This is a genomic window from Gottfriedia acidiceleris (assembly GCF_002128425.1).
GTDB lineage: Bacteria > Bacillota > Bacilli > Bacillales > Bacillaceae_G > Gottfriedia > Gottfriedia acidiceleris.
This window is the reverse complement of record NZ_NESS01000015.1, coordinates 35,907-60,536: the sequence shown is the minus strand read 5'-3', so window position 1 is coordinate 60,536 and position 24,630 is coordinate 35,907. Positions and strand designations below refer to the sequence as shown.

Sequence of the window (24,630 nt, the reverse complement as noted above, 5' to 3'; positions counted from 1 at the left end):
TAATCACACGATTATTTTATCAATTGAAGTCGTAGGAAAGAGTACGTTTTCGTTTTTGAGTTGTTAAATTGTTAAAAATGGACAGACGTATCCCGTTAACAGCTAAAAACGCAAATTTTGCACGACAATAATATAAAAATTCTATCATTTGTGCGCAAACCAATTGAAAACGTAACATCTTTTCTACACCTCCCTTTCGTACTTAAATTTATTTAAATTATAAAATATTTTAACTTTTAGCACAATACCTATTCTATTTGGCTATACTTAAAACTGTGAGTTATTATTCGCAGGTTCATACATTAATATTCTTTAGTCCAAAAAGAAAGAGGAGAAAAAATGAAAAAGATTTTACCTCATATTTACGTTGAAAATTGTAAAGAAGAACTGGAGTACTACAAACAAATCTTTGGTGGAGAAATTAAGAACGCACAAACTGGCGATGGTATGGAAATGTTTAAGGGGCACGAAGGAAAATACATACACGCTGAATTACATATCAATGAAAACTGCGTAATTTATTTTGCAGATGCTTTTAGACCATTAATAAAAGGCGACAATGTTTGGACAACGCTTGACATGAGTTCTGAAGATGAAATTAATTCAATTTATGAAAAGTTATCAAAAGACGGAGAAATACATATGGAACTTCAAGACACATTTTGGAATTCTAGATTTGCTGTTGTAAAAGATAAAAACGGATTTACTTGGGAGTTAAATTACGCGAAACAAGTGTGACCGAAAAAAATAAAAGCGAAGAACTTATTTTCTTCGCTTTTCCTATTTTTAAATCTGAGTTAAGATTATTGGCTCCCCTTTTGTTACAACAATTGTATGTTCACATTGGGCAACTAAGCTCTTATCAGGCGTCACAAATGTCCAGCCATCTCCTGACTCGATAATGTGGTCTGCATTTGCTGAGATAAATGGCTCTACTGCTAATACAAGACCGTCCTTTAATAAGGCTTTATCCATTGGATCGAAATAACTTAATATATGCTGTGGGCTTTCGTGAAGGCTTTTTCCAATTCCGTGGCCTGTTAGATTTTCAATTACATTTAAACCATTTTTACTTGCTTCATTATATACTGCTCTTCCAATTTGATTTTGCTTAGAACCTGCTTTTGTTTTTTTCATTGCAGCCCAAAATGCATCTTCTGCAACTTTACAAAGCTTCTCTTTTAGTAAATCACCTTTTCCAACTACGAAAGAGATTCCAGTGTCTGCATAGTATCCATCTAATGCTGCTGACACATCGACATTAACTAAATCGCCATCTTGAAGTACTCTGTCTCCTGGAATTCCATGAGCTACTTCTTCGTTTACACTAATACAGGTTGTGCCAGGAAAATCATACTCTTTTTGTGGGGCTGAAGTTGCACCATGCTCCTCTAAAACTTGTCTTCCGATTTCATCTAATTCTTTTGTTGTCATTCCAACGACAGCTCTTGCCTTCATTTCTTCTCTCGCTAACGCTACGATACGACCTATCTTTCTTAAAGCTTCTAATTCTTGTTCATTATTGATAATCATTTTACTGCTCCTGATTCTATTTAATAATTTGACTTTCTTTTATTATGCCATAATATTACTATGTTATAGTCTTTTAAGCACTTATACAAGACAAAAAAGACAGGATTAAAGGTAGGGCTTTATGAGACGAGAACACTTTTGAGAGACTAAGGTAATTAGTAATTCCCCTAATCTCTTTAAAAAAAATTTCTAATATATTACCCTTGAAATGTATAAGGAACAGATGACTCTAATAATTTTTCGATTCCCGACTTATGATAGGGCATTAATTGATTTGCCGTTTGTAGATCAATCCATTTAATTTGTAGGATTTCCTCTTCACGTGAAATTACTAAATCTCCACCGATTATTTTTACACTAAACGTAAACAAAATTGCATGATTTCCTCTTTCAGGAAAAAAAGCTTCATTAATCGCGACAATATTTCCTACTTCCACTTCTAATCCAGTTTCCTCAAATGCCTCTCGAACTACTGCTTGTTGTAACGTTTCATTATCTTCTACAGCACCACCAGGTAGAGTCCAAACTTCAGTTTCATTTTGTACCATTAATACACTATTATTTGCTTCATCAAATATAAGTGCATAAACCACATTGACCTTTTTCATTTTGAAACCTCCTCTAAATTTTTAAGACACGGAATGCCATTATAACATCAATAGTTAAACCCTTTAGTAAATAAAACGAAACAAAGTGTGTTCTAAAAATAAAAGTATTATCTAAAAAGTCATACATCTATCAAAGTATCGGCAATTTAGTTATCAAAATTCTGTAAATAATTAACTATAGTGGATTCTCAGAAAAGATGGTGAAATTGTGGTTGGTAAAATTGTATGTTTTATATTATTAATTCCTGTATATGCTATTTTGTTATGGTCCTTTTTTGATACAAGGGAAAGTTTATTATGGGGTAGAAGATGGATGTATAAAGAAGAACCGGAACTTTCTGATGGGTATGTTCTTTACACAAAAGTCGTTGTTGGTATTTTCATAGTGGTTGTTACGATAATGGCACTTGTTTTCTTTTTTTAATTTAATAAATAAGTTTACCAAAAAGCGTTCTTTTTATAAAAAAACGCTCTTTGTTTAGAATTAAATAAAAGACTGTACAATCTTCCCTTTTCCACCATTTACAACTACTTCTGCAAATGCTCCATTAATTAATGTAATTTGAGGCGGCACATGCCCGCAATCGATATCGTAAATAATTGGTATTGCTAATTCTTCATTTAACTCTTTATATACATCTTCTATTGTATAGTTATCTACAGTTTGATTTGCCGCACTTCGTCCAAATAATATCCCAGCGCAATTTTCAAACCATCCTGCAAGTTTCATTTGTACTAAGGATCTTCTTAAATCTGTTGTATTCAATTCACAATTCTCGAAATACCAAATAATTGGTTCCTCTTCAATGTATTTACTTCTAAATGAACGTACATCTCCATAAGGAGTTCCGACAAGATGTCTAATCACATCAATACATCCACCTAGCAATCTTCCTTTGATTTTCTCATCTTTATTCGATATTGTTTTCCACTTTGTTTTTTCGGTCAAATGAAATACATATGGTGTTGGATTTTCATGCTGCCATTTTGCTTGGAATAATTCCGAAGAAGTTTGAGTGATGGAACTACCGGATTTAGTTGCTAACACCTTCTGCCACATAGCTGTTGTGTCATCAGAGTATTCTCCTCTTAAATCGATTAGATTCGTTCCGTGTGCAGTGGCAATCCCTGTTGTTAAAGTAACTGCTAATAAAATGATACTTGTATCAGAATATCCTAAAATCCATTTTTCTTTGTAGCTTTCAAATGCCAATTGATCAAGAATCTCGATTGCAAGCTCTCCACCCCACGGTGGAAAGATTAAATCTATTTTCTCATCATTCATCATTGCATTTAATTCATTTGCACGTTTGTTAGCATTCGCTGATTTTGCTTTGTCCTGCTTCCAAACAACATCACCACACTCTACTTTATATCCGTCTTTTTCCATGCGGTTAATGGACTGCTTCATCAATACGTGGAATTGTTCTTTTAAGCCTGATGATGGTGCTGTCACCCCTACCGTTGCACCACTTTTTAAAACTGGATACTTAATCATTTTATCACCTAATTTCTTTTAATTGATTCTAATAGAATGTGTTTGGATATACAACAATAGTTTCTAAATTATGGATTTTACTAAATTACATACCATTTTCATTTTACTTTCATAAAACTTGTTTACATTAGATTTAAATCCAGTAAGGAGGATTATGAAATGGAATCTATTGAACAAAAGCAAACAAATAAGACAACAAGTGCACCAATACAAAATATATTAAAAAAAGTTCCAGAGGTAACAATCTTTTTCTGGCTTACTAAATTGGTAACGACTGGTATGGGCGAAGTGTTTTCCGATTATATTGTAAAAACTTTAACACCAGTAATAGGTGTTGCAGTAGCTTTGTTCGTCCTAATTCTGTCTTTAATCTTACAATTTAAAGTCCGTAAATATGTACCTATTATTTATTGGTTAGTTGTTGTAATGATTAGTGTATTTGGTACAGTAGCCGCAGACGTGGTACACGTTGGTCTTGGAGTTCCATACGTAATATCAACGGTGTTTTTTGCAGTTTCGTTGGTAATTATTTTTATGATTTGGTATAAGATGGAGAAAACTCTTTCTATCCACAGTATATACACACGACGCCGTGAGATATTATATTGGTCGGTCGTTATGGGGACTTTCGCTTTAGGAACTGCTGCTGGTGACATGACTGCATCAACAATGCATTTAGGCTATTTTTCATCAGGTCTACTGTTCACAGCTTTATTAGCAATACCGGTTATAGGAAGAAAATTCTTTAAGCTAAATGAAGTTTTCTCATTTTGGTTTGCTTACATTATGACTAGACCAGTCGGAGCATCATTTTCTGATTGGAGCTCTGTCTCTCAAAAGCACGGTGGACTTGGATTCGGCGGCGGGCCAGTCACACTAGTATTGTCGATTATCATCATTATTCTAGTTGCATATCTTTCTTTTTCAAAGAAGGATGTACAAAATGAGGTTGATGTTGACAATCGCTTAATAACATACAAAAAAAAGAGCTGATGTTGAAATACTGCCATCAGCTCTTTTCTTTTATCTATTATTAAACAAGATTGTGTATCGCAATCAACACCAATATAATTCCACTAATAATGGAACTAAATTGTCCAAGCGACCATCCACCAATTTTCACATTCGCGACTTTTTTTCCTAAAAGGACGCCTAACCAAATGGCTAATAAACTAAAAATACTAGCTGCTATCGATATTGCAAATGGTGAAAGTCCAATTAATCCAACACCTAAGCCGTTCGTAAGTGCATTCATTGAAACGGCAGTACCTAGTATGATTGCTTCAAAACTACTTATGTCTCCTGAATGGTCAACATCCGCTTTCTCCGGTGAACTTAAATAATTTGTAACGATATTTGAAACTGATTTTTCATCATTATTTATTATGATCTGTTTATCTTTTCTTGGAAAAGTAAGTAGTACAATTCTAAGTCCAATTACTAATAAAAAAAATGCACCGATTACATTGGACAGCGTTCCTGGGAACACTTTTGAAATATATTGACCTGAAACAATACCTGCTTCACTGAAAATAAACGCTATGATTGAAATGATTAAATTCGCTAATAAACCAACCTTTATACCTCGAATCCCATAAGTTATTCCTACTCCAAAATTATCAATACTAGATGAAAAGGCAAGAAATATAACAGTAATCCAAATAGAATAATGCATAGTTTATGCTCCTTACTTCATCCTTTTTCCGACAAAAGTTTTTTGCCTAGCTTTTTATAACCTATGAAGAATTTATGATTATTCAACTTGTTCAAAGTTTAAAAATTTACTAATAATAAGATTATGAGAGTATAGATTTTTTAATAAACCTTATACAAATGCTTGGAAACAAAAAGAGGTAAATGAGCTTTTACTCATTTACCTCTTTTTTTCTATATACCGATTTAGATGTTAATATACTTAGTTCATATAATAAAATTAACGGAATCGAGACAGAAATATGTGATATAAAGTCTGGTGGTGAAATACAACACGCCACGATTACTAAGATAAAATAAGCATATTTTCTCACTTTCTGTAAATAACTAGGCTTCACTATGCCGATTTTTGTTAAGAACATAATCACGACTGGCATATCAAAAAATGCAGCAAATGGAACGACTAGATTAAAAAGAAAAGAGAAATACTTATCAACAGTGTAGTTTTGTTCAAGCATACCTTGTCCCATTATCGTTAGGAATCTAAGGATATTAGGAAAAACAAAATAATAGCCAATAACTAATCCAAAAACAAACAGAAAAAATAACGCGGGTATATAAAACCCTATCCCTTTTTGTTCAGAAGGATGTAAACCCGGTTTAACAAATAACCAAGTTTGCCAAGTTGCAACCGGTATCGTAAAAACGGCCGCAAAAACTGCAGATATCGAAAAATATACCCATAATACATCTCCAGGACTTAGCACGACTAGTTTATATGTTAAATCCTTTGTTAAGAATTTATAAATTGGTTCTACATAAACGAGCCCAATTATAAATAGAACAATAAAAGTAACTGCTGTAATGATAATTCTTTTACGCAGTTCCTCAAGATGATCGACTACTTCCATTTCTTTATTCATATGAATTCTCCGCTTTGTCATTTACTAGAGCAATCGTATTAAATACTTTTTTATCCCACTATGATTATTTCAAACAAATACAATTAGTTCAAATTAAAATTTCTTAATAAAAAACATGATATAAAAATAGATGAATCAATGACAGTAAATTGATTTTTAAATAAGTGTATGTTAGCTAGGAAAATTAACTAAACAAAAATCACTAATAAAAAAATAAGTGTAATGTATTTATTTTCACTTATTTTTTTATTAGTGATATTAAACTAGAATCACAAGTTAACTATCTTTACCTAATGGAACGACTAGTGGCGTATTAGCAATCGGATCATCTATTATTATGCACTTTAATCCGAAGACTTCTTCGACTAGTTTTGCAGTGATAATCTCCCTAGGATCTCCTTGTGCAATCACTTGGCCATCCTTCATAGCGATAATATTATCTGCATATCTCGCAGCATGGTTCAAATCATGTAAAATAGCAACTAATGTATTCCCTTGTTGATTTAGATCTTTAAATAATTCTAACAACTCAATTTGATGAGCAATATCAAGGTAAGTCGTTGGTTCATCAAGTAGAAGCATTGGTGTTTGTTGGGCAAGTACCATTGCGACCCAAACTCTTTGTCTTTGTCCTCCGGATAGCTCGTCTACGTATCGATGTGACAAATCGCTCGTATTTGTAAGCTCCATCGCAGACATTACTGCTGCTTCATCTTCATCAGTCCATTGTCTTATAAGACTCTGATATGGATATCGACCATGTGCTATCAAATTCGCTACCGTTATTCCGTCAGGAGCAGTTGAAGATTGAGGTAACAGACCTAGTTTACGGGCTACTTCCTTTGACTTATAAGATGTAATTGCTTTTCCATCTAGTAAAATTTGCCCTTCAGATGGCTTTAACAAATTTGAAAGTGTTCGAAGTAAGGTTGATTTCCCACATCCATTTGGACCAACAATTACTGTAAATGATCTATCTGGAATTTGTACTGAAAGGTTTCTGGATATTACCCGATTATCGTATTTGATTGTAATGTTTTCTGTCCAAAGCCTAGACTCTATTTGTATTGTCTTTTGACTTTGAATTTCTGCCGCTGTTAACTTCATAATTCATTTTCAACTTCTTTCAATCAGAATATCGTAATACTTGAAACCCCTTGTGAGAAAGGTCCTACTAAACCTTGTACATTTTTATTTCGTTTAAGTTGCTGATCGTGCTTGACGAAATAATAGCCACACTAAGTATATTCCACCTAATGATAGAGTTACCACACCTACCGGAAAAATTGTTCCTGGAATTACTCTTTGCGCAAGAACATCCGCTCCAAGTAAAAGAAACCCTCCCATCATTGCTGCTGGTAAAATACTCTCCTCTGATTTGGTGATACGTTTAGCAATTTGTGGTGCAACAAGCGCCACAAAACTAACTGGCCCAATAACCGCTGTCGGAGCAGCCGTCAATGCAACTGCAATAAGAATCAGTAATAGTTGGGATCGTTCAATTCGGACACCATGAGATTTCGCAGCATCCATGCCAAACTCCATTTCACGCAATGGTCTGTTCATGATCCCAGCACAAATAATGAGAATAATAACAGCAATTGCTGGAGGAACTACTTGTTTCCAATCAATCCCATTTAATGACCCAACTCCCCAAGCCGCTGCAGTTAACGCAACCTCTGCATCACTTTTAATAAGGAGCATCGAATTGATACTTCCTAAGATCGCCGAAACTGCTATTCCGACGATAATAAGGCGAAAGTTCTGCGTGCCTTTTCGAAAAGCAAGCAAATAGATAATGAGAGCCGTTGCGAATCCACCAATCAAAGCCCCACCAGCTACACTAGTGTTAGAAGTAGACTTAGAGACAAGAAGCACAATAAGTGCTCCAGTATAAGAGCCTGAGGTAAAACCAATGATATCAGGAGACCCTAATGGATTCCGAGTGATTGATTGAAAAATCATGCCACTTATTGCTAAACCTGCTCCAAAAACAATTGCAGCCACCACCCGTGGTAACCGCCATTCGACCACAACTGTTCTCGTCATCCCTGTCGCTTGACCAATTAAAGCAGAAAAAACTTCATGAACACTCAATTTCAGTGTGCCTACCATTAATGCAAACATTGCAATTGCAATCGTGGCTATAAGAAGGATTGCCGTAACAATCATGCTCCTCACATCAATTCGCGCCTTTACAGGCCATTTCAGTTGTAGATAGTGCCTGCCATAATTAATGGGGCGCATAATATTCACTCCTTCTTACATTCAAACCTTTGCCACAAATCATTTTCATTTTATAATCCACTCGCTTTACGTCTACGAACAAGAATCAGTAGAATCGGTGCACCAACTAGTCCCGTAATGATTCCTACTGGAACTTCTGAAGGTAACAATACAACTCTACCAATAATATCTGAAAGGATGAGTATGATCGGTGCTGCTACTATTGAGTATAGAAAAATCCAGAATTGGTCTGGACCGACGAACCATCGCACACAATGTGGCACCATTAAACCTATAAAACCAATTGGTCCAGCTATCGCAGTTGCCCCACCAGCTAATAGTGTGATTGCAATCAAACCTATTGCACGAGTCACACCAACATTTACTCCTAAAGAGGATGCACGATCATCTCCGAAGGCAATCGCATTTAATGCAGGAGTAATGACAAAAGCTAATAATGCACCAATGATTAAAATGGGTAGAACAAGCCAAAGGTCATCAAGACTTCTCCTAGCTAATGTCCCAACACTCCAGTTCAACATTCGTGCAAATGCCTTGCTATTTATTAATGTCAATGATGTAGTAATCCCACTTAAAGTGGCACCAAGTGCTACCCCAGCAAGTGTAATTTGTACAGGTGTAGGAGCTTTTTTACCGGCTCCTCCACTTATAACATACACAGCAATTGTCGCTATTAATGCACCGGCTAGTGCAAACCACATATAAGCAGACATCGACGTAACAGAAAATACACCAACTCCTATAGCAACTGCGAATGCCGCCCCAGCATTTACACCAAGAATACCAGGGTCAGCTAGTGGATTTCTAGTCAGTACCTGGATTAATGCTCCAGCTAGTCCAAACGCAGGTCCAACGATAAGTGCAATTAGTGTTCGTGGTATCCTTGTATTATGAATAATCGTGTGGTTGTAGCTATTGTTTGGTGAAAACAACGCATCCCATACAACTCCAAAAGGAATTGATTTAGCACCGATCATTAAACTCAAGAACACTACGGCTACCAATAGTAATAGTGCTACGATGAAGCCCAAAAATCGTTGCAACCGCATTGAAGTAATTGTCTTATTATTATTCCCAACTACTTGAGTCGTTTTGTTTTTTGGTTGCTTCATCGCTGTCACTGTATTACTCCCCGCCTTCTAATGCTTTTTTAAACTGTTGTGGTAAATTATCAATTGCCCATAATAATGCAGGAACCGTTCCTGTTGAGAATGCATTTGATGAATTTGTATCAAGAATAATTGATCTTCCATCCGCTACAGAAGGAATCTTCTGATAAAGTTTATTATTTGTTATCTCTTTTGGATCAACAAAAATAGGTAAAACAATCGTAAGATCAGCATTTAATAGATCTAACTTTTCGTCAGCAACTTTAATAAAGAAATTACCTTTAGCTAATTTTTCAATCTCTTCCTTGTTTTTGAATCCAAGTCGCGTTACAAAATCAACACGAGAATCGCCTTTTACATATGCACCAAAACCTGAAGAATCGTAAGCACCAACTGCAACCGTTTTACCTGCAAATTCAGGATTTGCTTTAGCAGCTTTATCAAATGCCACATCTACATCCTTAAGTAGTTCTTCACCTTTATCAACTTTTCCTAGAGCTTGTGCAATCATTCGCACTTGGTCTGTAGTAGTAGTTAAATAATTATCTCCACCTTTAGGAACCCCAACCGTTGGAGCGATTTCTGAAAGGCGTTTGTATCGTTCTTCATCACCTGAAGATTTTACATCAAGAATTAAATCTGGTTTAAGAGAAGCTATTTTCTCATAATCAAGTTCCATCGTTCCGAGAATAGTTGGTGATTTTTTATATGCACCTTTTAACCAAGGTCCTACACCATCACCACCAAAAGCAAGCCAGTCACTTGCGCCAATTGGTTCAACTCCTAGACTAAGTGCAGTCTCTGCATCTCCCCAACCTAGAGCAACAACACGTTTTGGATGCCCTTTGATTTCTACTTTTCCGAACTTCGTGTCAACTGTGACACCTGATTCATTTGAAGACTTTTTATCAGACTTTTTACTTGAATCTGATGAACAGCCAACTAGACCAATCAATAAAAATAAAGACATTACAATCCCAAGCAATTTGGGCATTTTAATATTGTTAATCATTTCGTTCTCTCCTTAATTAACATTGAAGTTGATAATCATTTTCAATCATTAATTATACTAAACCGACTTTTATTGTCAATATATTTCAGCTATTGTTACAGAACTTTCAGAATTATTTATTTATCAAATTTAATCATTGTATTAAGTGCCACTATTCTAATCTTCTATCTTTTTACAGCGCTATGTATTTTAGCATTAACTTTTCATCTCATTATATTATAATAACATTTTATTGTTATAAATGAATTATAATTTACCAAAAGTGCTCCTGATTATCTAAAAGAGAAACCTATTTTAATTCAGTATTACGTAAATTGTTAAAGATCGTTCAGTAAAAACGCAATACAAACAAAAGTCAGTAGCTTACCTGCCACTGACTTTTATAATCTATTAAATAACTCTTAAGATCATTACTTTCCTTGCTTAAGTTTAATGAAGTTTTCTTGAAGTTGCTCTAAACGCAATTTACCTTGTTCACGTTGAATTTTATTTTCCTCTTCAATCGCTTTCGTTTCTTGCATACCCTTCATGATGATATTCCAAGTTTCTTCCATTGTCTCTATCTTAATGCTAGGAGATCCTGATAATCTAGCTATATCCACACTTTGCTGTGATATTGTATTGGCATTACGTAATAATAATTCGTTTGTTCTCTTATCTAATTCATTCATTGATTGGGCTACTAAATTTTGTCTCTTAGCTGCTATTGCATTAATTAATGCAGTTTTAAAAATTGGAATTGTCGTTACAAATGCTGAGTTAATTTTACCAATCAGTTTAGTATTACCACGTTGCAATAAACGAATTTGCGGAGCTGATTGATACGCAACTTGTTTGGCCATTTCTAAATCGTAAGTACGTTGTTCAAGTAACTCAATCGCATTTTTTAAGGAATCTAACTCCATCATAGCAAGCTGATTACCAGATCCAGCTCTTTCTGTTAAAGCAGGAAGCTGTGCTTTTAACTCCTCTGCTTTCATTTCTGCAGCTACAATATATTTTTCTAAATCCATATAATATGCTACGTTTTGCTCGTAAAGTTGTTCTAATGTATTTGTAGATGTTTTCATTTCGTGTTCATACTTTGTAATTTCTACATAGACTTTATCAATTTCAGTACCCATTGATTGATATTTATCAAATAATTTATCAATTAACTTTTGACCACGATTAAAAATTTTTGAAAGAAACCCTTTTTCTTCTGCAAAATCCTTCGCATCAAAACGGTCCATAATTTTCCCTAATTGTTTTAATAGAACACTAGATTCTTCCATACTTGATGCCTTAATGGTATTTAATATTTTTCCAGAAAAGGTTGAAATTTCATTTGCTGGTTCTTTTCCATACTCTAATAAAGCTATTTGATTTTTGTGGTCTATTGAACCCGCTAAACGATGTACTTCGGGCTCGTTTCTTAATTGCAATTTCATTTCATTTGCATTCGCATTTAAAATCTCATCTTGTTTTTCTAAACTTGTAAGTGTATTTATAGACATTTTAAGTTCCCCTTTATTTAACTATTTTTCTAAATAGATTTTTAATTAGTGACTGTCCTGATGCTCGCAACACTTGAAATTCAGTATCAAAAGTAACTTCATCTAGCCAATGAGAATCGAATAATTTGTCATCTACGAATAATTCGATATCGTTCTGACCTGTCGGATTGAGTAAAACTAGATCCATCCCAAACTCATTTAATAATAGAAGTAATGCTGCATCATTTCTATTTAGTTCACCATCTCTTTCCGTATTATAAATAATTAATTTTGGAACTTGTTGTGTATAATCAAACTGTTGTAGCAATCTCAATACTTCATTTGGAATATTCATAGATTGACTAAATAAATATAGTTGTGTCTGAGCCTTAGTTTCATTTGGTAGTGCCTTAATACTTGCTCGCTCAACATATCTAGAAATAGCAGAAGCTAGTCCAAACTGTAATCCGCTTGGAAGTTCTTTATATCTCCACCAGTTACTAGCTACCATCTTATGGGGGTCAAGTAGTCCGTCACGTCCTAAAGCATTTTGATAATGATATTGTTGGTTTCCTTTAACTGATTGGGTAAATGGGAATTTATCTATTTTAAGTGTTAAATTGTTTTCAGTTAATTGGCCAATCTTTTCCCAATATTCGCGGTGATTTTTCGTCACTCCTAAAATCTTCATAAAGAAAACCGGTATTTCAACACTATTGTCCTTTACTTGAAAATTTGGACGTAACATTGCTCTTTCTTTATGTAAAATGAATAATTCGTCAAAGGTAGTTTTTAACGTAATTGATCTTGGAGCATAATTTCTAAATTGCCATGGTTTATATAATAATGAATCCTCAGTATGTAATAATTTCTCAATCTCCTTTGTTGCTCTATGGGCAACTGTACTCTTCCTAACTGGCTTTTCTAATGGAAAAGGTACTAAAGATGTCGTAGAAGGTAGTATTTTAATGCCGTCGCTCTTATGACCTAATAAATGAGATAATGAATCTTTTCCTTCTGGATGAAATATAGCAACATCAAAACCTAAAAGGATTAGTAAGTAAAGGAAATAGCTTTCACTTAACGTTATGTCTCCGTACCATAATATGAGTGGAGAACTATTAGGAAAACTCTCAACCCATTTATTTACATGGTTATGTAACCATTTCACAAGATCAACTAGTATCCTTCTAAAATTACTCTCAAGGAATCCATTTTTATGTGAATCTTTAAAAGTAGATAATACAGATTTAATTTGCTCTCGAATATGTCTGTGTATGTTCTGATTTTCGTGCTTTGGAATTAATCGCTCACCTTCAAGGAATGCAATTAGTCTGTTCACTGACAATCCATTTTCAGCAGTGTTTATTGTTACTATTCTTTGTACTGCTTGTAACATATCATTCGAAATTGTCTTGTTTAAATCTTCGCTTAATAGAATGACATTTAAAGACTCGTCATGTACTAGCTCATATAAGTTTTCAAAATACTCATCTTCATCAATGTTTGTTCCTAAAATTCGCCATGCGATTTGATTAAACTGTATGGTTTCTCCTTCTACTTGAAAAGATTGTCTTAAATTAGAAGTTTGTTTCAAGATACTCAACCACTCATGTTGATTAATATCCATGGCTTTTGGGTTGATCGCAGACATATAGATACTCCTTTCCGATGTTATTATTTCATTTTTGGTTGTCCGAAAACTGCTAACATACCTTCCCGAGTTACTACCCAAGAGGAACCAAATTTACGTATCGTACCATCTGGAAAATCATTTATTCGTTTCCGTAATGTTGAGTCATTGATCCCCCATTCTTGACACGCCTGACGTGAACTAAGTAAACTTGGATCATTTAAATTTATCGTATTACTTTGTTTATTCAAAATCCCACCCCGAACTTCTAAATAATGCAACATTACATTAGGAAAACTTTTTAAACTAAAATTACAATCTAGTACATCTTTAGAAACCACTTTCTAAAGATGTACTAAACAATAATAAAGGGGAAATATAAACACTTTCCCCTTTTAACTATTAACCTACTTTTTTGTTAAGTAAAATTAAGCGTCTAAGCCGTAATCTCTCACTAGTGAAATTAAACCGCCTTGGTAGCCGCTACCAATCGCATTGAATTTCCATTCGCCGTTATGACGATATAATTCACCAACTACCACTGAAGTTTCAATTGAGAAATCTTCACCTAGATCATAACGAATTAATTCTTCACCATTCGTTTCATTTAAAATACGAACATAAGAGTTGCTGACTTGTCCAAAATTTTGGTTACGTGCATCAGCTTCATGAATCGTAATAGCAAATGCGATCCTTTCAACTGTAGCAGGAACGTTTGCTAGATTAACTGTAACTTGCTCATCGTCACCATCGCCAGCGCCAGTTCTGTTATCGCCGTGGTGTTCAACTGATCCATTTCCACCTACTGTATTGTTGTAAAATACGAAATCTTTTTCAGTAGCACATTTACTAGCTCCATTTAATAAAAATACTGATGAGTCTAAGTCAAAGTCATTGCCGCCACTGTACTTATTAGTGTCCCAACCTAATCCAACAACAATGTTCGTTAAACCAGGATTTGTTTTCGTTAAATCTACTTTTTGCCCTTTTAATAAATTTACTGTCATTTTAAATACACTCCTTTTTCATATTGTTAATTATTTATTGAAAACGGTGAACAATTTTATCTAATGCTACGTCTTTTGTTCCCTCTCCAACTGCAGAGAACTTCCACTCCCCATTATGGCGATAAATTTCACCAGGGAATAACGCCGTTAATCCTGAATAATTATCAGTAATATTGTAGTTTACTAACTCAGAGTTTGCTGACTTGTCTACTACACGAATAAAAGCGTTTTTAATCATACCGAAATCTTGCTTACGTTGTAAACAAGCATAGATATTTACAACAAATACAAGTTTATGTACATAAGATGGAACCTTATTCAAATTAACAAATACTTGCTCATCGTCACCGTTACCATCACCTGTTAGATTATCTCCAGAATGAACTACGCTACCGCATAAGCTTTTTTTGTTTCCAAAATAGATTACATCACTTGCACTTCTTAACTTATCATTTTCATCTAACATTAAAACAGAAGCGTCACAGTCAATGTTTTCTTGTTTACCAAATCCGAAAAAACCGCCACTTTTTTTCACTGGATCCCAACCTAGACCTACAATTAAAGAGGAAAGTCCCGCTCTTCCTTTTGTAAGGTCGACTTTTTGACCTTTTTGTAAAGAAATTGCCATATGCTATTAACACTCCTTACCATGTATTAATCACGCTTGCGTGATTTATAGTTTCATATTATCATATAAATTTTAGAAATACTATCAACATCTTGGTGTTTTGTGGAATATGTTACAATTTCTTGTCATAAAAACATTTGGCGGCTTTTCTTGAGTAACCTTGTAGATCAACTATTTATATAAATAGAGTTCAAGTTCAAATGAGAGTGCCCTAAGGTTCGTGGCGAATTAAACTGATCTGCAAATAAGTCTTAGTGGATTGTAAAAAGGATTCTATTCGTGCTAATAAACGTTTAAAAGTTGCATATAAAGAGTGGACTGCAAATAAAATCTGAAAATCGCAATTAAAATTAAATATTACCCATACCAGTTGAGGTATTATGACCTGAAAATTATAAAATAGTAGATACTTTCAAATAGAAAACTAGCAAATATGTTCTAATTCTTACTAAAACGATTAAAAACCTGCTAAATATTCATAAAAAGAGCGATTATTTCAGCTACAATTAAAAATTGTAACTGAGATACCCCCGCTTACCAAGGCGTTCTTATTAATTTAAATTAAAAAGAGCCGCCTCAATGTCAGTTATCCTGACTTTTGAGACAGCCCCAATACATTGCCCAATATTTATTACTGATAAATGTTACCTACTAAAATTTAATTTCCTAATAAAAGTATCCGTAACTATTTTTATTAAAGTCGTTCCAGTCTTTAATTGAGATTTAATTTTAATGAGATTTTTTGTCTATTACTGTTACTTGAACTGTTGCACTACTATTTCCTGCTTTATCGATTGATACAACAGACAATACTGTACCTGCTTTTTGCTTTGAACTTAATTGAACTTTGAATTTTCCATGTTTGTCCACTACATCTTGACCAACAATTGTTTTTCCTACATAGACCTTAATGGTTGTTCCTGTTTCGCCTTTTCCAGTTACTTTTGGATCAGTATCATATATTAGATCGACAACAGGTTTCATCGGAGGTGTACCTGCAACTGTTACTTGAACTGTTGCACTACTATTTCCCGCTGAATCAGTCGATTCAATTGTTAATACAGTTCCAGCTAATTGTTTTGGAATTAAAACGTCAAAACTTCCATCACTATTTGTATGTCCTGAACCGAGAGTTTGATTCTCCGTGGAAACGATAATTGTAGATCCTTCTTCAGCCGTTCCAGTCACATGTGTGTCAGTATTCATTACTTCATTTACAACTGGTTTTATAGGAGCTGTTTTATCTACTACAATTACTTCAGTCGCTGAACTTTTATTACCTACGTTGTCTGTTGAAACAACTGATAATTTTGTTCCTGCACTTTGTTTTGTAGCTAATAAAACGCTGAAGTTACCATCTTGATTTGTTACTACTTGACCTAGAATTACGATGCCCTTTGAAACTGTGATTGTTGACTCTGGCTCTGCTTTACCTGTTACATAAGTACTATTATCTTGTACTTCATTTACAAAAGGCGCGTTTGGCGCAGTCATATCACTTACAATTACTTCTACTCCGTCACTTTCATTATTTGCTGAGTCAACTGCTGTTACTACAATTTTCGTAACAGTTGCTTGTTTTGTAATTTCCATTTCAAAGTTTCCATTATTGTCCGCTATTGCATTAGCGATTTCATTTCCATTTACTTTTGCAATCACTTTAGTTCCTGCTTCAGCTGTACCTGTAATTTTCTCATCTTGATCAGAAATAGCATTCACTACTGGAGCTTTCGGAACAGCAGTATGAGTTCCAATTAATTCTTTCGTATCTCTTACTCGTATACGATTTCCTTCTGAGAATTCACCTGCTAGACCTGTTGCTTCTAATGTATCTCCAATTTTCAGACTTGGTACTGGTCCGCTTTGGTTCACAACATATCCATCTGTGAATACTAATGTTGGTCCTGAACCATCATCAATTATATAAGAGTTATCGTCATATTTAGATACAACTTTACCTTTTACTTTAATTAATTGCCCTTGATTCTCTTCATTATTTGAATCCTTTGTACTAACAACCTTCGCTTCGATTGGCGTTCCTTTACCTAGTTTTACAACACTTTCTGTGAAACTACCAAACTCTAATTCGAAGTTATTTTCAAATATTTTTATATGACCATATATGCGTACTTTATCGCCAACTTGTAAACTTCCTGCTGGCACATCATTAAAGGCCATAATTCCACCAGTATCATCCTGGATGTAAGCAGCATCAAAGAATGAAGTAGCTGTTACAGTTCCTTCAACGATAGCGTTCGTTCCTTCTGTAAGCTTACGAGCATCACCAATCGATTTTACTTCGGAATCAAGATGAGACAACCAGTTTACAACGTTTACTGCAAACGGGTCATTTCCTTTTGGATTATATGTTTGATCCATTTGTTTATCATTAAAGATATTCATACCTGAAACAAAAACTCTACCATTTCCAACTTGTTCAGAAGCAATTACCGGAATGCTAGATCCACCAGTAACTTGATCTAATGCTGGACCATTTTTCCCATTTGACGTCTGAACATTATATTTTACCGTATCAGATTTGACGGTAGTTGAATCTTGGAATGTTGATTCATTTCCTTGGACTAGAACTGTGACAGTATCGCTGTCCGATAATGGAACTTTATTCCCTGAACCATCATTTTTAGCAAGACTTGATCCACTATAATACTCAATCGTTGGAACGAAATCTGTTAATGTTGTTTTTTGATTCGGTGTTGGGTGTAATCTAACCGCATAATTAGCTGTCAGTGGTGTTCCCCAGAAGTTACCGTCATGTGTTTCATCAAAAATACCATCATTATTTACTAAAATACTTGAACCTACACCGGATAAAATACTATTTATGTTTTGATTTGAAGCACCAAAGTTACTCTTTTCTGTTAGTAATAAAGAACCGCCATTTTTCAAGAAATTATTAATCTCTGAAATTTCACTAGCAGAATATGCTGAAGCTGGGTGTGTAACGACTAATACGCTAACATTTTTTAATATTTGTTCTGTTAGTGGTGAAGAATTTTCTGCAACAGTATAACCTTGTTGCTTCATTAAAGTTGTAAATAATTTAAAGTTATCTTTATATGTGCCAGTGTCTTGTTTTGAATTCTCATTGTTGTGAGAACCGTCAATCATAACCACTTTGTTTAATGGAGCTTTAATTGTAAATGATTGCTCGTATTTATTATTACCAAGATCATGCCCATCAGCTGCTGATAAAACAACAATAATATTATGTGTACCTGGAACTGGATTCGTCCATGTAACACTAGCACTAGCTGATGTGTTAGATGGTAACGAATCGATTGAAGCATCTGCAATAAAATGATTCGCATCAATACTGTCATAATAGAAATGAGCAGTTACTTGTTTAACATCTAAAGTTCCTTGGTTACTGATACCCGCTGTTAAATTAGCTGAAAGTCCACCAATAATCGCTCCATCTTTCGTCGTAACATCACTGACTTTTACCGCTAAGTCTTTCTGTTGTGACCAAATTGGTGCAGAGTATATTTGGTCTCCATCTTTTTGTGTAACTTTAACAACAAACCATTGTTGCCCGCCTACAACAGTAAAGCTAGGCTTCCAATTAAATGAAGTTGAATCATCAGTTGGAACATACTTATCAATCACTGTTCCATGATTTGTAATTAATTCTACTTTTGCGATTGCATCGTTAGAAGCAGTTTTTATATAGCTATAATCTGGATCGCTAGCTTGCTCTAAAACAGGGTCTTTACCTGATATATTAAAATCTAACGTATCAGTATCTACCGTTGATCCCATGTAAAAACCACTTGCAGATACATCCAATGAAAAGTTTGGATCCTCTGTCATATAAACGCGTTTGTTTTTCATTGCATCAAGTAGAGAATCTTGACTCAAATCTTTTGCTACGATTACAGTACGCTTCTTCGTTTCACCCCATGTTGCATCATGGTTATCTTCACCATAAGTTGGTGCAACATGCCAGCCGATATCAAGAGCACTATAGTATTTATCTTCTGCGTTCGCATAAGAATACTTTCCTGATCCATTCCCTACTTCAAGCATTGTGAATAGCTTGTCTAAATTTTTGTTATAAGGGATGAAGTTATCAAATGCATTTGCAGACATTTTTGGATGGTTGAATTGTGCAACGATATTGTCATATGTTAATACCCAACCATAATACTTTTGTAAATTTTGATAAGCGCCACCATCTACTACGCGATCAATGAAATTTTCAGTTCCGAATACATTTGAGTGACCCCATGTAGTCGAAGTCATTTCAAATGCAGGGAAAACAACGAATTGACCATCTTTCGTATATTGTTTTGCCAAATCCTTTGTTAATTGCCAATCAGAACCACCTGTTCTCTCTTTAAAACCTTTATGATCAACAGTATCTTTATTAACAAGATCTGCATCGATATCGTGAGAGTGATCAGAGAATGCAAAGAAATCATAATGATACTTTTGTGCAGCTTTTAATGCTTCTTCAGGGCTACCTGCCGCATCATGTGAAATATTCGTATGGTTATGTGTCGTTCCACGATAATGATTTCCACCAGTAAATCTTTCTGTAACTGTGAATTTCCATGTAAAGCTAGAAGGATTATTTAATTTATCCTTTGCAGACACCGTTATAGTATGGTCACCTTCAGTTAACTCATTTGCAGTTGTAAGATTTACTTTAATTTCTGTGTCATTAATTGTTGCGATTGAAGTTTTATCTTGACCATCGATTGAAATAGCTGCTGATGAAAGATTGATTCCACTTGGATCATCCATTTTCACAATTATTTCAGGATGTCTTGAATCAGTTTTATCACCATTTGCAGGTAACTCGTTAAAAAATCTAGGACCATCTTGATCATCTACTACTTCTACAGTTAAAGGCTTGGAAGAACTACCTACAGCTTGTTTGCCGTCTGCATTTTCCGCTTCGATATAATAGTAGAATTTCACTTTTGGAACATCTGCTTCTAAAATTTTACCGTTGTAATTAATATGGTCTGCAGTGTCCATAATTACTGAATGATAAGTAGTGTCACTTTCTCCTTTATAATAAAGCGTAACTGAATCTGCATTCTTTGCAACGGCATTAAAAGCAGCATCCATTCCCGTATAAGCTTTTGTAATCGGAGTATGATTTAAAACTAATTGACCTTTTACATCACTCGCGTTTCTTGGTAAAAGTAGATATCCACTCGTAAAAGGTGCAGCTTTTTTATATTGGTTGACAATGCCTGTAAAGGTGTATGTTTGACCTTGTTCAATATTATCTACAGATCCTTGAATACGGACGATTGCTAGCTTTTCACCAGATTCGTCACTTACTGTAATATCATAATTTGGACCTTCAGTAGGAATGTTTGTTACTTTTCCAGTAAATGATACTAGTTTTCCTTCAGTTGCCTCATTTAGCTCACCAACAGTAATATTTGTAGTTGCTGGTAAATGATCATTTCCAATGAAGCGAATTGCTGTTGGAATAAACTGAGTCATCCCTGCAGTAAATACTACGCGTCCATCAATACTATATTTATTTCCTGCTTGAATCGTAATAGAAGGATTCATATGATTAATAACATTAATTGCCCCTGCCTGATCTTGAATAAAGAAATTTGTACTTACATTGCCATTAGGCTGATTATCCGTTGTTGCTACTCCTTCAATTGTAGTAGAGTAGCCATTGTTGATCGGAAATCCTATTTCATCATTTTTTCTTAATTCATTAATTGAAGTAACTGATTTATCCTTACCAGCCACATCTACTCTTGCATAGTAACTTTCCTTTGGAGTAGGTTGCGTGGAATCAGTTTCTGTTAAGTAGATAGATTTCTGATCACTAGAATCTGTGAAACTTAATGTAAAAGAACCATCAGCTTCTGCAGTTACTTGTTGCTCTTTTGTTATTTTACCTTCACTCTCAAAATAAGCTTTAACAGTAGAAGAACCAGGTACTGATGCAGCTTGCCCCGTAACAGTAGATGTACCATTAGATTTTATATAAGTTATTTTAGATCCATCTAGAGAAAGCATAAATTTTGAGTTATGTACGACCATTTCATCAGAATAGTTCGCACTTGATGGTTTATTCAGGACAAAATCTTTTGAAGGATCTTTTGTAAACCAACCGTTTCCAATTCCATATGCTGAACGTGGGTCTGTGCCAATATTTGTTTTACGTTGAATCGTACCCCCACCAATTGTAGAGTCTGAAATTGGACTTCCCCAATATAAAGGATTTTTATAAACTGCTGTACCATTCGTATACGCTAATAAATCAATTGCGTCTGGGTCATCTACTCCGGTAACAGCCGTCGTTTTCTTTGCAAGTACTAATGCTCCACCAGTTGAACCACTTGGGTTTAAAGTAGTTGTACTATCCGGAGTCACAGGAAGTGCTTGTCCTGTCGTACCCGTACTACCTGCTACTAAGAAATAACTATGCGCTTTAATAACGCCTGATAATGCTTGCCCTGCTCCAAAGTTCATTGTTGATGCTGAAGTATAAGCAATAGACCAGCCTGTTAAATTAATATCTTTATCTGTATTATTATAAAGTTCAAAAAACTTTGTTTTGTAGAATGCTCCACCATTACCACCATTTACATAGATTTGGCTAAATACTACGTCACCTGGTGAAATTACTTTTGGGTTTTCAGTTGGGCCAGTATAGTTTACAGCAGTTCGATCACTCGGAGTCTTTTCTGCTTCTTGAGCAACTAGATTAACTACTGATTTCGACCCAGGATTAGCAAATGTTACGTTAAATGAACCATCTGCTGCAGCTGTTGTAGTTGCTACGATTGTATTGTCATCGAAATATACATATACGATTGCATTACCAGTAACTGCTCCTGCAGTACCTGATACATTTGTATACGAGTTAAAAGTAATTTTTGTAGCTATTGGAGCGGCTGTTTTCTGAACGACAGAACCTGAGAAATTTACTGAAACTTTATCACTTTCAGCTTTTCCATTTTCTTGTGCAGTAACATATACAACCGATTGTGAATTGGTAACAGTAGCCGTAAATGCACCATCCGCTGAAGCCGTAGTTGTACCAGCTAGTTTATTATTATCATTATAAACCTTTACAATGGAATTACTTGCAACTGCTCCAGCATTTCCAGTTACTGTTGAATTTGTAGAATAATTGATTTTTGTTGCGTCAGGTGTAGAGGTTTTTTCTAAAGCTTGAGTTCCATTTGCCTCACCATTAATAACAATATCAGCAATACGACTTGTACCAGTTGTCGTACTAAAATTAGTACCGTCATTTTTTGCAGCTAATGGTGAATTGACAATCCATCTTAAATAAACTAAATTCTTGTCATTTACCTCACTTGGCAACGCTACATTATTTAATTGTCCCCCACTTGACCATGTAGCACTTCCCGTAGAAACAGAACCATCCGGTACATCAACCCATGAATTTTCATCCAAACTGTATTGAAGTTTGAAATCTTTTGGCCCCGTTGAAGAACTATATTGTTTAGATGAAAGAGTTATATTTTCATAGTTTTTTGTTGATAACGAAACTTCCCAATAAGAACTATTATTAGACCATGTATTTGCGTTAATAACTGTATTCCCAGAAGGGCCGGCATTATAACCAGTAACCTTAGAACCAGTTGTTGTTATATTACTATTCATATTTTCTGGTATTCCAGCAGAAGGCGTTGTAACTTGTCCATTACTAAAATCCCATTTTGCTAAAGTAGTTGAAGTGGCTGCCTTAGCCATTTGTGGACTAATTGTTGATAATAGCAATAGTATCGTTGCAAAAAGACCAAAATACCTTTTGTACTTATGCATTATTTTGTGCATGAAAATTTCCCCACTTTAATTTATTATTTCTAATTAACCAAAACCTTCTTAAAAAAATAAGACTATTTTACCATTGGGAAATAATTACAGTTCCGCTCCTCTCCTCACTAAAATTTAGTTAACGCCAATTAACTATATTATGAATAACCAAGCAATTCTACTATGAAAATTCAAAATTTACAAACTCTTTACAAATATTTAACAATTCTGTAATGTTTAATTTGTACGATAACTATATCTTTCTACTTTTATTTCCCGGAGGAAACAAATGAAAAATAGTATTTTTCTCTTAAAAACAAAACGATTCAGTCGTTCTTTTACCCTAATTATCTGCTTTCTCATTTTATTTAGTACATCTTATCGAACTGCCGAAGCTCATTCATTAAGTGCTAGTTACACTACACTGAATCTCTTAAAATCAAAAACTACAATGAACTTTGCTTTAGATGAAGTTTCTGTCATGGAATTAACAGGTGGGGATGTCAATAAGAACGGAATGTTAGATCCAAGTGAATTTGAGGCAATAAAGAATAAAATAGAATCCACAATCCAGAGCAACCTTATTCTTAAAATGAATGGGGAAAAACAAAATTGGACAAAAGTAAATAAATTGGAGCTTAATCGTAAAGGAGATGCAACTCAACTCGTACTTGAGGTTGATTTTCCTGCTATTTTACCCTCGCAATCTATTACTCTTGCTGATCATTTATACGAAAAAGATACAAATACTAGTACGACTTATGTTGATTTATTGAAAGTGAATTATGGAAACGAAAGCAGTACTGCTGCTCTATCAGATCAAAGCCGCGTATGGTCAATGATTGTAAGTGATAGTGCTTATGAGGGATTAAGCACTGATGCAAATACAATTCAACCTGCAAAGCAAGAGCAACAGGCCGTAATAAAAAAAGAATCCCATTCGGACTCAACTACAAATAAAGGATGGGTTACGTTTTTAAAGCTTGGTATGAACCATATTCTTACTGGTTATGATCATTTGCTATTTTTACTTTCACTTCTGATTGCAAGACAAAACTTTAAGCAGTTTGCTAAAGTAATTACAGCTTTTACAATCGCACATAGTTTGACTTTGACACTTACTGTTTTAGGAATCATTTCAATTCCTTCTTATATTGTTGAGCCTGCAATTGCGCTTAGTATTTGTTACGTAGCAATTGAAAACATCTTCCGTAAAAACATTAATCATCGTTGGTTATTAACTTTTATTTTTGGATTAATTCATGGAATGGGTTTTGCAGATTTATTAACAGAAATGCATCTTTCAAAAAGTGAATTAGCAGCTGATTTAGTTAGCTTTAACCTTGGAATTGAAGTGGTTCAGCTTTCAATTGTACTTTTATTATTACCACTATTAACACAATTACATCGCTCGAAATATTCGGGGAAAGCAATTATATCTACCTCTACTATTGCCTTTATTTTAGGTGGAATTTGGTTATTTGAACGCATCATATCTTAAACAGAAAGA

20 protein-coding genes are annotated in these 24,630 nt (G+C 34.5%); 4 read left to right on the top strand and 16 right to left on the bottom strand.

Going from position 1 to position 24,630, the window contains the following annotated elements:
* Nucleotides 1-19 precede the first annotated feature (19 nt).
* On the bottom strand, nucleotides 20-148 hold the full coding sequence (locus tag B6K90_RS24470; RefSeq protein WP_328589774.1) for an RAxF-45 family protein: 129 nt from the start codon (nucleotides 146-148) through the stop codon (nucleotides 20-22).
* 191 nt (nucleotides 149-339) lie between these two features.
* On the opposite strand from B6K90_RS24470, the gene B6K90_RS19785 reads away from it, so the two are divergent.
* Nucleotides 340-738, top strand: a complete 399-nt coding sequence (locus B6K90_RS19785; RefSeq protein ID WP_088014480.1) for a VOC family protein — start codon at nucleotides 340-342, stop codon at nucleotides 736-738.
* A 48-nt stretch (nucleotides 739-786) separates the two neighbouring features.
* Here B6K90_RS19785 and map read toward each other — a convergent pair whose 3' ends face one another.
* Together map and B6K90_RS19775 are read right to left on the bottom strand one after the other, a co-directional pair.
* Nucleotides 787-1,533 carry a type I methionyl aminopeptidase gene (map, locus tag B6K90_RS19780; RefSeq protein WP_056468854.1) on the bottom strand — a complete coding sequence of 249 codons (747 nt, stop codon included), beginning with the start codon at nucleotides 1,531-1,533 and terminating at the stop codon, nucleotides 787-789.
* A gap of 197 nt (nucleotides 1,534-1,730) precedes the next feature.
* On the bottom strand, nucleotides 1,731-2,141 hold the full coding sequence (locus tag B6K90_RS19775; RefSeq protein ID WP_088014479.1) for an NUDIX hydrolase: 411 nt from the start codon (nucleotides 2,139-2,141) through the stop codon (nucleotides 1,731-1,733).
* A gap of 208 nt (nucleotides 2,142-2,349) precedes the next feature.
* Here B6K90_RS19775 and B6K90_RS19770 point away from each other — a divergent pair, with 208 nt between their 5' ends.
* Complete coding sequence (locus tag B6K90_RS19770) at nucleotides 2,350-2,565, top strand: hypothetical protein (RefSeq protein ID WP_088014478.1); 216 nt, start codon at nucleotides 2,350-2,352, stop codon at nucleotides 2,563-2,565.
* A 60-nt stretch (nucleotides 2,566-2,625) separates the two neighbouring features.
* On the opposite strand, the gene B6K90_RS19765 is transcribed toward B6K90_RS19770, so the two are convergent.
* Nucleotides 2,626-3,639, bottom strand: a complete 1,014-nt coding sequence (locus tag B6K90_RS19765; RefSeq protein ID WP_088014477.1) for a S66 family peptidase — start codon at nucleotides 3,637-3,639, stop codon at nucleotides 2,626-2,628.
* Nucleotides 3,640-3,798: 159 nt separating this feature from the next.
* Here B6K90_RS19765 and B6K90_RS19760 point away from each other — a divergent pair, with 159 nt between their 5' ends.
* Nucleotides 3,799-4,632: a COG4705 family protein gene (locus tag B6K90_RS19760; RefSeq protein WP_088014476.1), complete on the top strand. Its 834-nt coding sequence runs from the start codon at nucleotides 3,799-3,801 to the stop codon at nucleotides 4,630-4,632.
* Nucleotides 4,633-4,672: 40 nt separating this feature from the next.
* Here the strand turns inward: B6K90_RS19760 and ytaF are convergent, their stop codons facing one another.
* The 12 genes from ytaF to B6K90_RS19700 form a co-directional block, all read right to left on the bottom strand.
* Entirely contained in the window at nucleotides 4,673-5,314 is a 642-nt protein-coding gene (ytaF, locus tag B6K90_RS19755; protein ID WP_088014475.1) for a sporulation membrane protein YtaF, read from the bottom strand.
* Nucleotides 5,315-5,504: 190 nt separating this feature from the next.
* Nucleotides 5,505-6,215: a twin-arginine translocase subunit TatC gene (gene tatC, locus B6K90_RS19750; protein ID WP_235821859.1), complete on the bottom strand. Its 711-nt coding sequence runs from the start codon at nucleotides 6,213-6,215 to the stop codon at nucleotides 5,505-5,507.
* A gap of 276 nt (nucleotides 6,216-6,491) precedes the next feature.
* A complete protein-coding gene (locus B6K90_RS19745; protein WP_088014474.1) occupies nucleotides 6,492-7,322 on the bottom strand; it encodes an ABC transporter ATP-binding protein in 831 nt (276 codons plus the stop codon).
* 93 nt (nucleotides 7,323-7,415) lie between these two features.
* Nucleotides 7,416-8,387 carry a FecCD family ABC transporter permease gene (locus tag B6K90_RS19740; protein WP_235821862.1) on the bottom strand — a complete coding sequence of 324 codons (972 nt, stop codon included), beginning with the start codon at nucleotides 8,385-8,387 and terminating at the stop codon, nucleotides 7,416-7,418.
* A 125-nt stretch (nucleotides 8,388-8,512) separates the two neighbouring features.
* Nucleotides 8,513-9,574, bottom strand: coding sequence for a FecCD family ABC transporter permease (locus tag B6K90_RS19735; protein ID WP_235821861.1), 1,062 nt, complete (start codon nucleotides 9,572-9,574; stop codon nucleotides 8,513-8,515).
* Between the two features lie 13 nt (nucleotides 9,575-9,587).
* A complete protein-coding gene (locus B6K90_RS19730) occupies nucleotides 9,588-10,583 on the bottom strand; it encodes an iron-siderophore ABC transporter substrate-binding protein (RefSeq protein ID WP_088014471.1) in 996 nt (331 codons plus the stop codon).
* Nucleotides 10,584-10,993: 410 nt separating this feature from the next.
* A complete protein-coding gene (locus B6K90_RS19725) occupies nucleotides 10,994-12,079 on the bottom strand; it encodes a toxic anion resistance protein (RefSeq protein ID WP_088014470.1) in 1,086 nt (361 codons plus the stop codon).
* A 13-nt stretch (nucleotides 12,080-12,092) separates the two neighbouring features.
* Complete coding sequence (locus B6K90_RS19720; protein WP_088014469.1) at nucleotides 12,093-13,712, bottom strand: YceG family protein; 1,620 nt, start codon at nucleotides 13,710-13,712, stop codon at nucleotides 12,093-12,095.
* Between the two features lie 23 nt (nucleotides 13,713-13,735).
* On the bottom strand, nucleotides 13,736-13,942 hold the full coding sequence (locus B6K90_RS19715; RefSeq protein ID WP_025671239.1) for a helix-turn-helix domain-containing protein: 207 nt from the start codon (nucleotides 13,940-13,942) through the stop codon (nucleotides 13,736-13,738).
* A 177-nt stretch (nucleotides 13,943-14,119) separates the two neighbouring features.
* A complete protein-coding gene (locus B6K90_RS19710) occupies nucleotides 14,120-14,698 on the bottom strand; it encodes a TerD family protein (protein WP_088014468.1) in 579 nt (192 codons plus the stop codon).
* 34 nt (nucleotides 14,699-14,732) lie between these two features.
* Entirely contained in the window at nucleotides 14,733-15,326 is a 594-nt protein-coding gene (locus B6K90_RS19705) for a TerD family protein (protein WP_088014467.1), read from the bottom strand.
* Between the two features lie 729 nt (nucleotides 15,327-16,055).
* The gene (locus B6K90_RS19700) at nucleotides 16,056-23,141 is read right to left on the bottom strand and encodes an Ig-like domain-containing protein (RefSeq protein WP_088014466.1); all 7,086 of its coding nucleotides are present in this window, start codon (nucleotides 23,139-23,141) and stop codon (nucleotides 16,056-16,058) included.
* A 268-nt stretch (nucleotides 23,142-23,409) separates the two neighbouring features.
* Here B6K90_RS19700 and B6K90_RS19695 point away from each other — a divergent pair, with 268 nt between their 5' ends.
* The gene (locus tag B6K90_RS19695; protein ID WP_088014465.1) at nucleotides 23,410-24,621 is read left to right on the top strand and encodes a HupE/UreJ family protein; all 1,212 of its coding nucleotides are present in this window, start codon (nucleotides 23,410-23,412) and stop codon (nucleotides 24,619-24,621) included.
* Nucleotides 24,622-24,630 lie beyond the last annotated feature (9 nt).

Excerpts from the sequence above, each read along its gene's own strand:
- B6K90_RS19760 (WP_088014476.1), top strand. The coding sequence starts at position 3,799 with ATGGAATCTATTGAACAAAAGCAAACAAATAAGACAACAAGTGCACCA.
- B6K90_RS24470 (WP_328589774.1), bottom strand. The coding sequence starts at position 148 with ATGATAGAATTTTTATATTATTGTCGTGCAAAATTTGCGTTTTTAGCT.
- B6K90_RS19725 (WP_088014470.1), bottom strand. The coding sequence starts at position 12,079 with ATGTCTATAAATACACTTACAAGTTTAGAAAAACAAGATGAGATTTTA.
- B6K90_RS19735 (WP_235821861.1), bottom strand. The coding sequence starts at position 9,574 with ATGAAGCAACCAAAAAACAAAACGACTCAAGTAGTTGGGAATAATAAT.
- B6K90_RS19745 (WP_088014474.1), bottom strand. The coding sequence starts at position 7,322 with ATGAAGTTAACAGCGGCAGAAATTCAAAGTCAAAAGACAATACAAATA.
- map (WP_056468854.1), bottom strand. The coding sequence starts at position 1,533 with ATGATTATCAATAATGAACAAGAATTAGAAGCTTTAAGAAAGATAGGT.
- B6K90_RS19700 (WP_088014466.1), bottom strand. The coding sequence starts at position 23,141 with ATGCACAAAATAATGCATAAGTACAAAAGGTATTTTGGTCTTTTTGCA.
- B6K90_RS19785 (WP_088014480.1), top strand. The coding sequence starts at position 340 with ATGAAAAAGATTTTACCTCATATTTACGTTGAAAATTGTAAAGAAGAA.
- ytaF (WP_088014475.1), bottom strand. The coding sequence starts at position 5,314 with ATGCATTATTCTATTTGGATTACTGTTATATTTCTTGCCTTTTCATCT.
- B6K90_RS19720 (WP_088014469.1), bottom strand. The coding sequence starts at position 13,712 with ATGTCTGCGATCAACCCAAAAGCCATGGATATTAATCAACATGAGTGG.
- B6K90_RS19765 (WP_088014477.1), bottom strand. The coding sequence starts at position 3,639 with ATGATTAAGTATCCAGTTTTAAAAAGTGGTGCAACGGTAGGGGTGACA.
- B6K90_RS19775 (WP_088014479.1), bottom strand. The coding sequence starts at position 2,141 with ATGAAAAAGGTCAATGTGGTTTATGCACTTATATTTGATGAAGCAAAT.
- B6K90_RS19710 (WP_088014468.1), bottom strand. The coding sequence starts at position 14,698 with ATGACAGTAAATTTATTAAAAGGGCAAAAAGTAGATTTAACGAAAACA.
- B6K90_RS19695 (WP_088014465.1), top strand. The coding sequence starts at position 23,410 with ATGAAAAATAGTATTTTTCTCTTAAAAACAAAACGATTCAGTCGTTCT.
- tatC (WP_235821859.1), bottom strand. The coding sequence starts at position 6,215 with ATGAATAAAGAAATGGAAGTAGTCGATCATCTTGAGGAACTGCGTAAA.
- B6K90_RS19730 (WP_088014471.1), bottom strand. The coding sequence starts at position 10,583 with ATGATTAACAATATTAAAATGCCCAAATTGCTTGGGATTGTAATGTCT.
- B6K90_RS19740 (WP_235821862.1), bottom strand. The coding sequence starts at position 8,387 with ATGATTGTTACGGCAATCCTTCTTATAGCCACGATTGCAATTGCAATG.
- B6K90_RS19705 (WP_088014467.1), bottom strand. The coding sequence starts at position 15,326 with ATGGCAATTTCTTTACAAAAAGGTCAAAAAGTCGACCTTACAAAAGGA.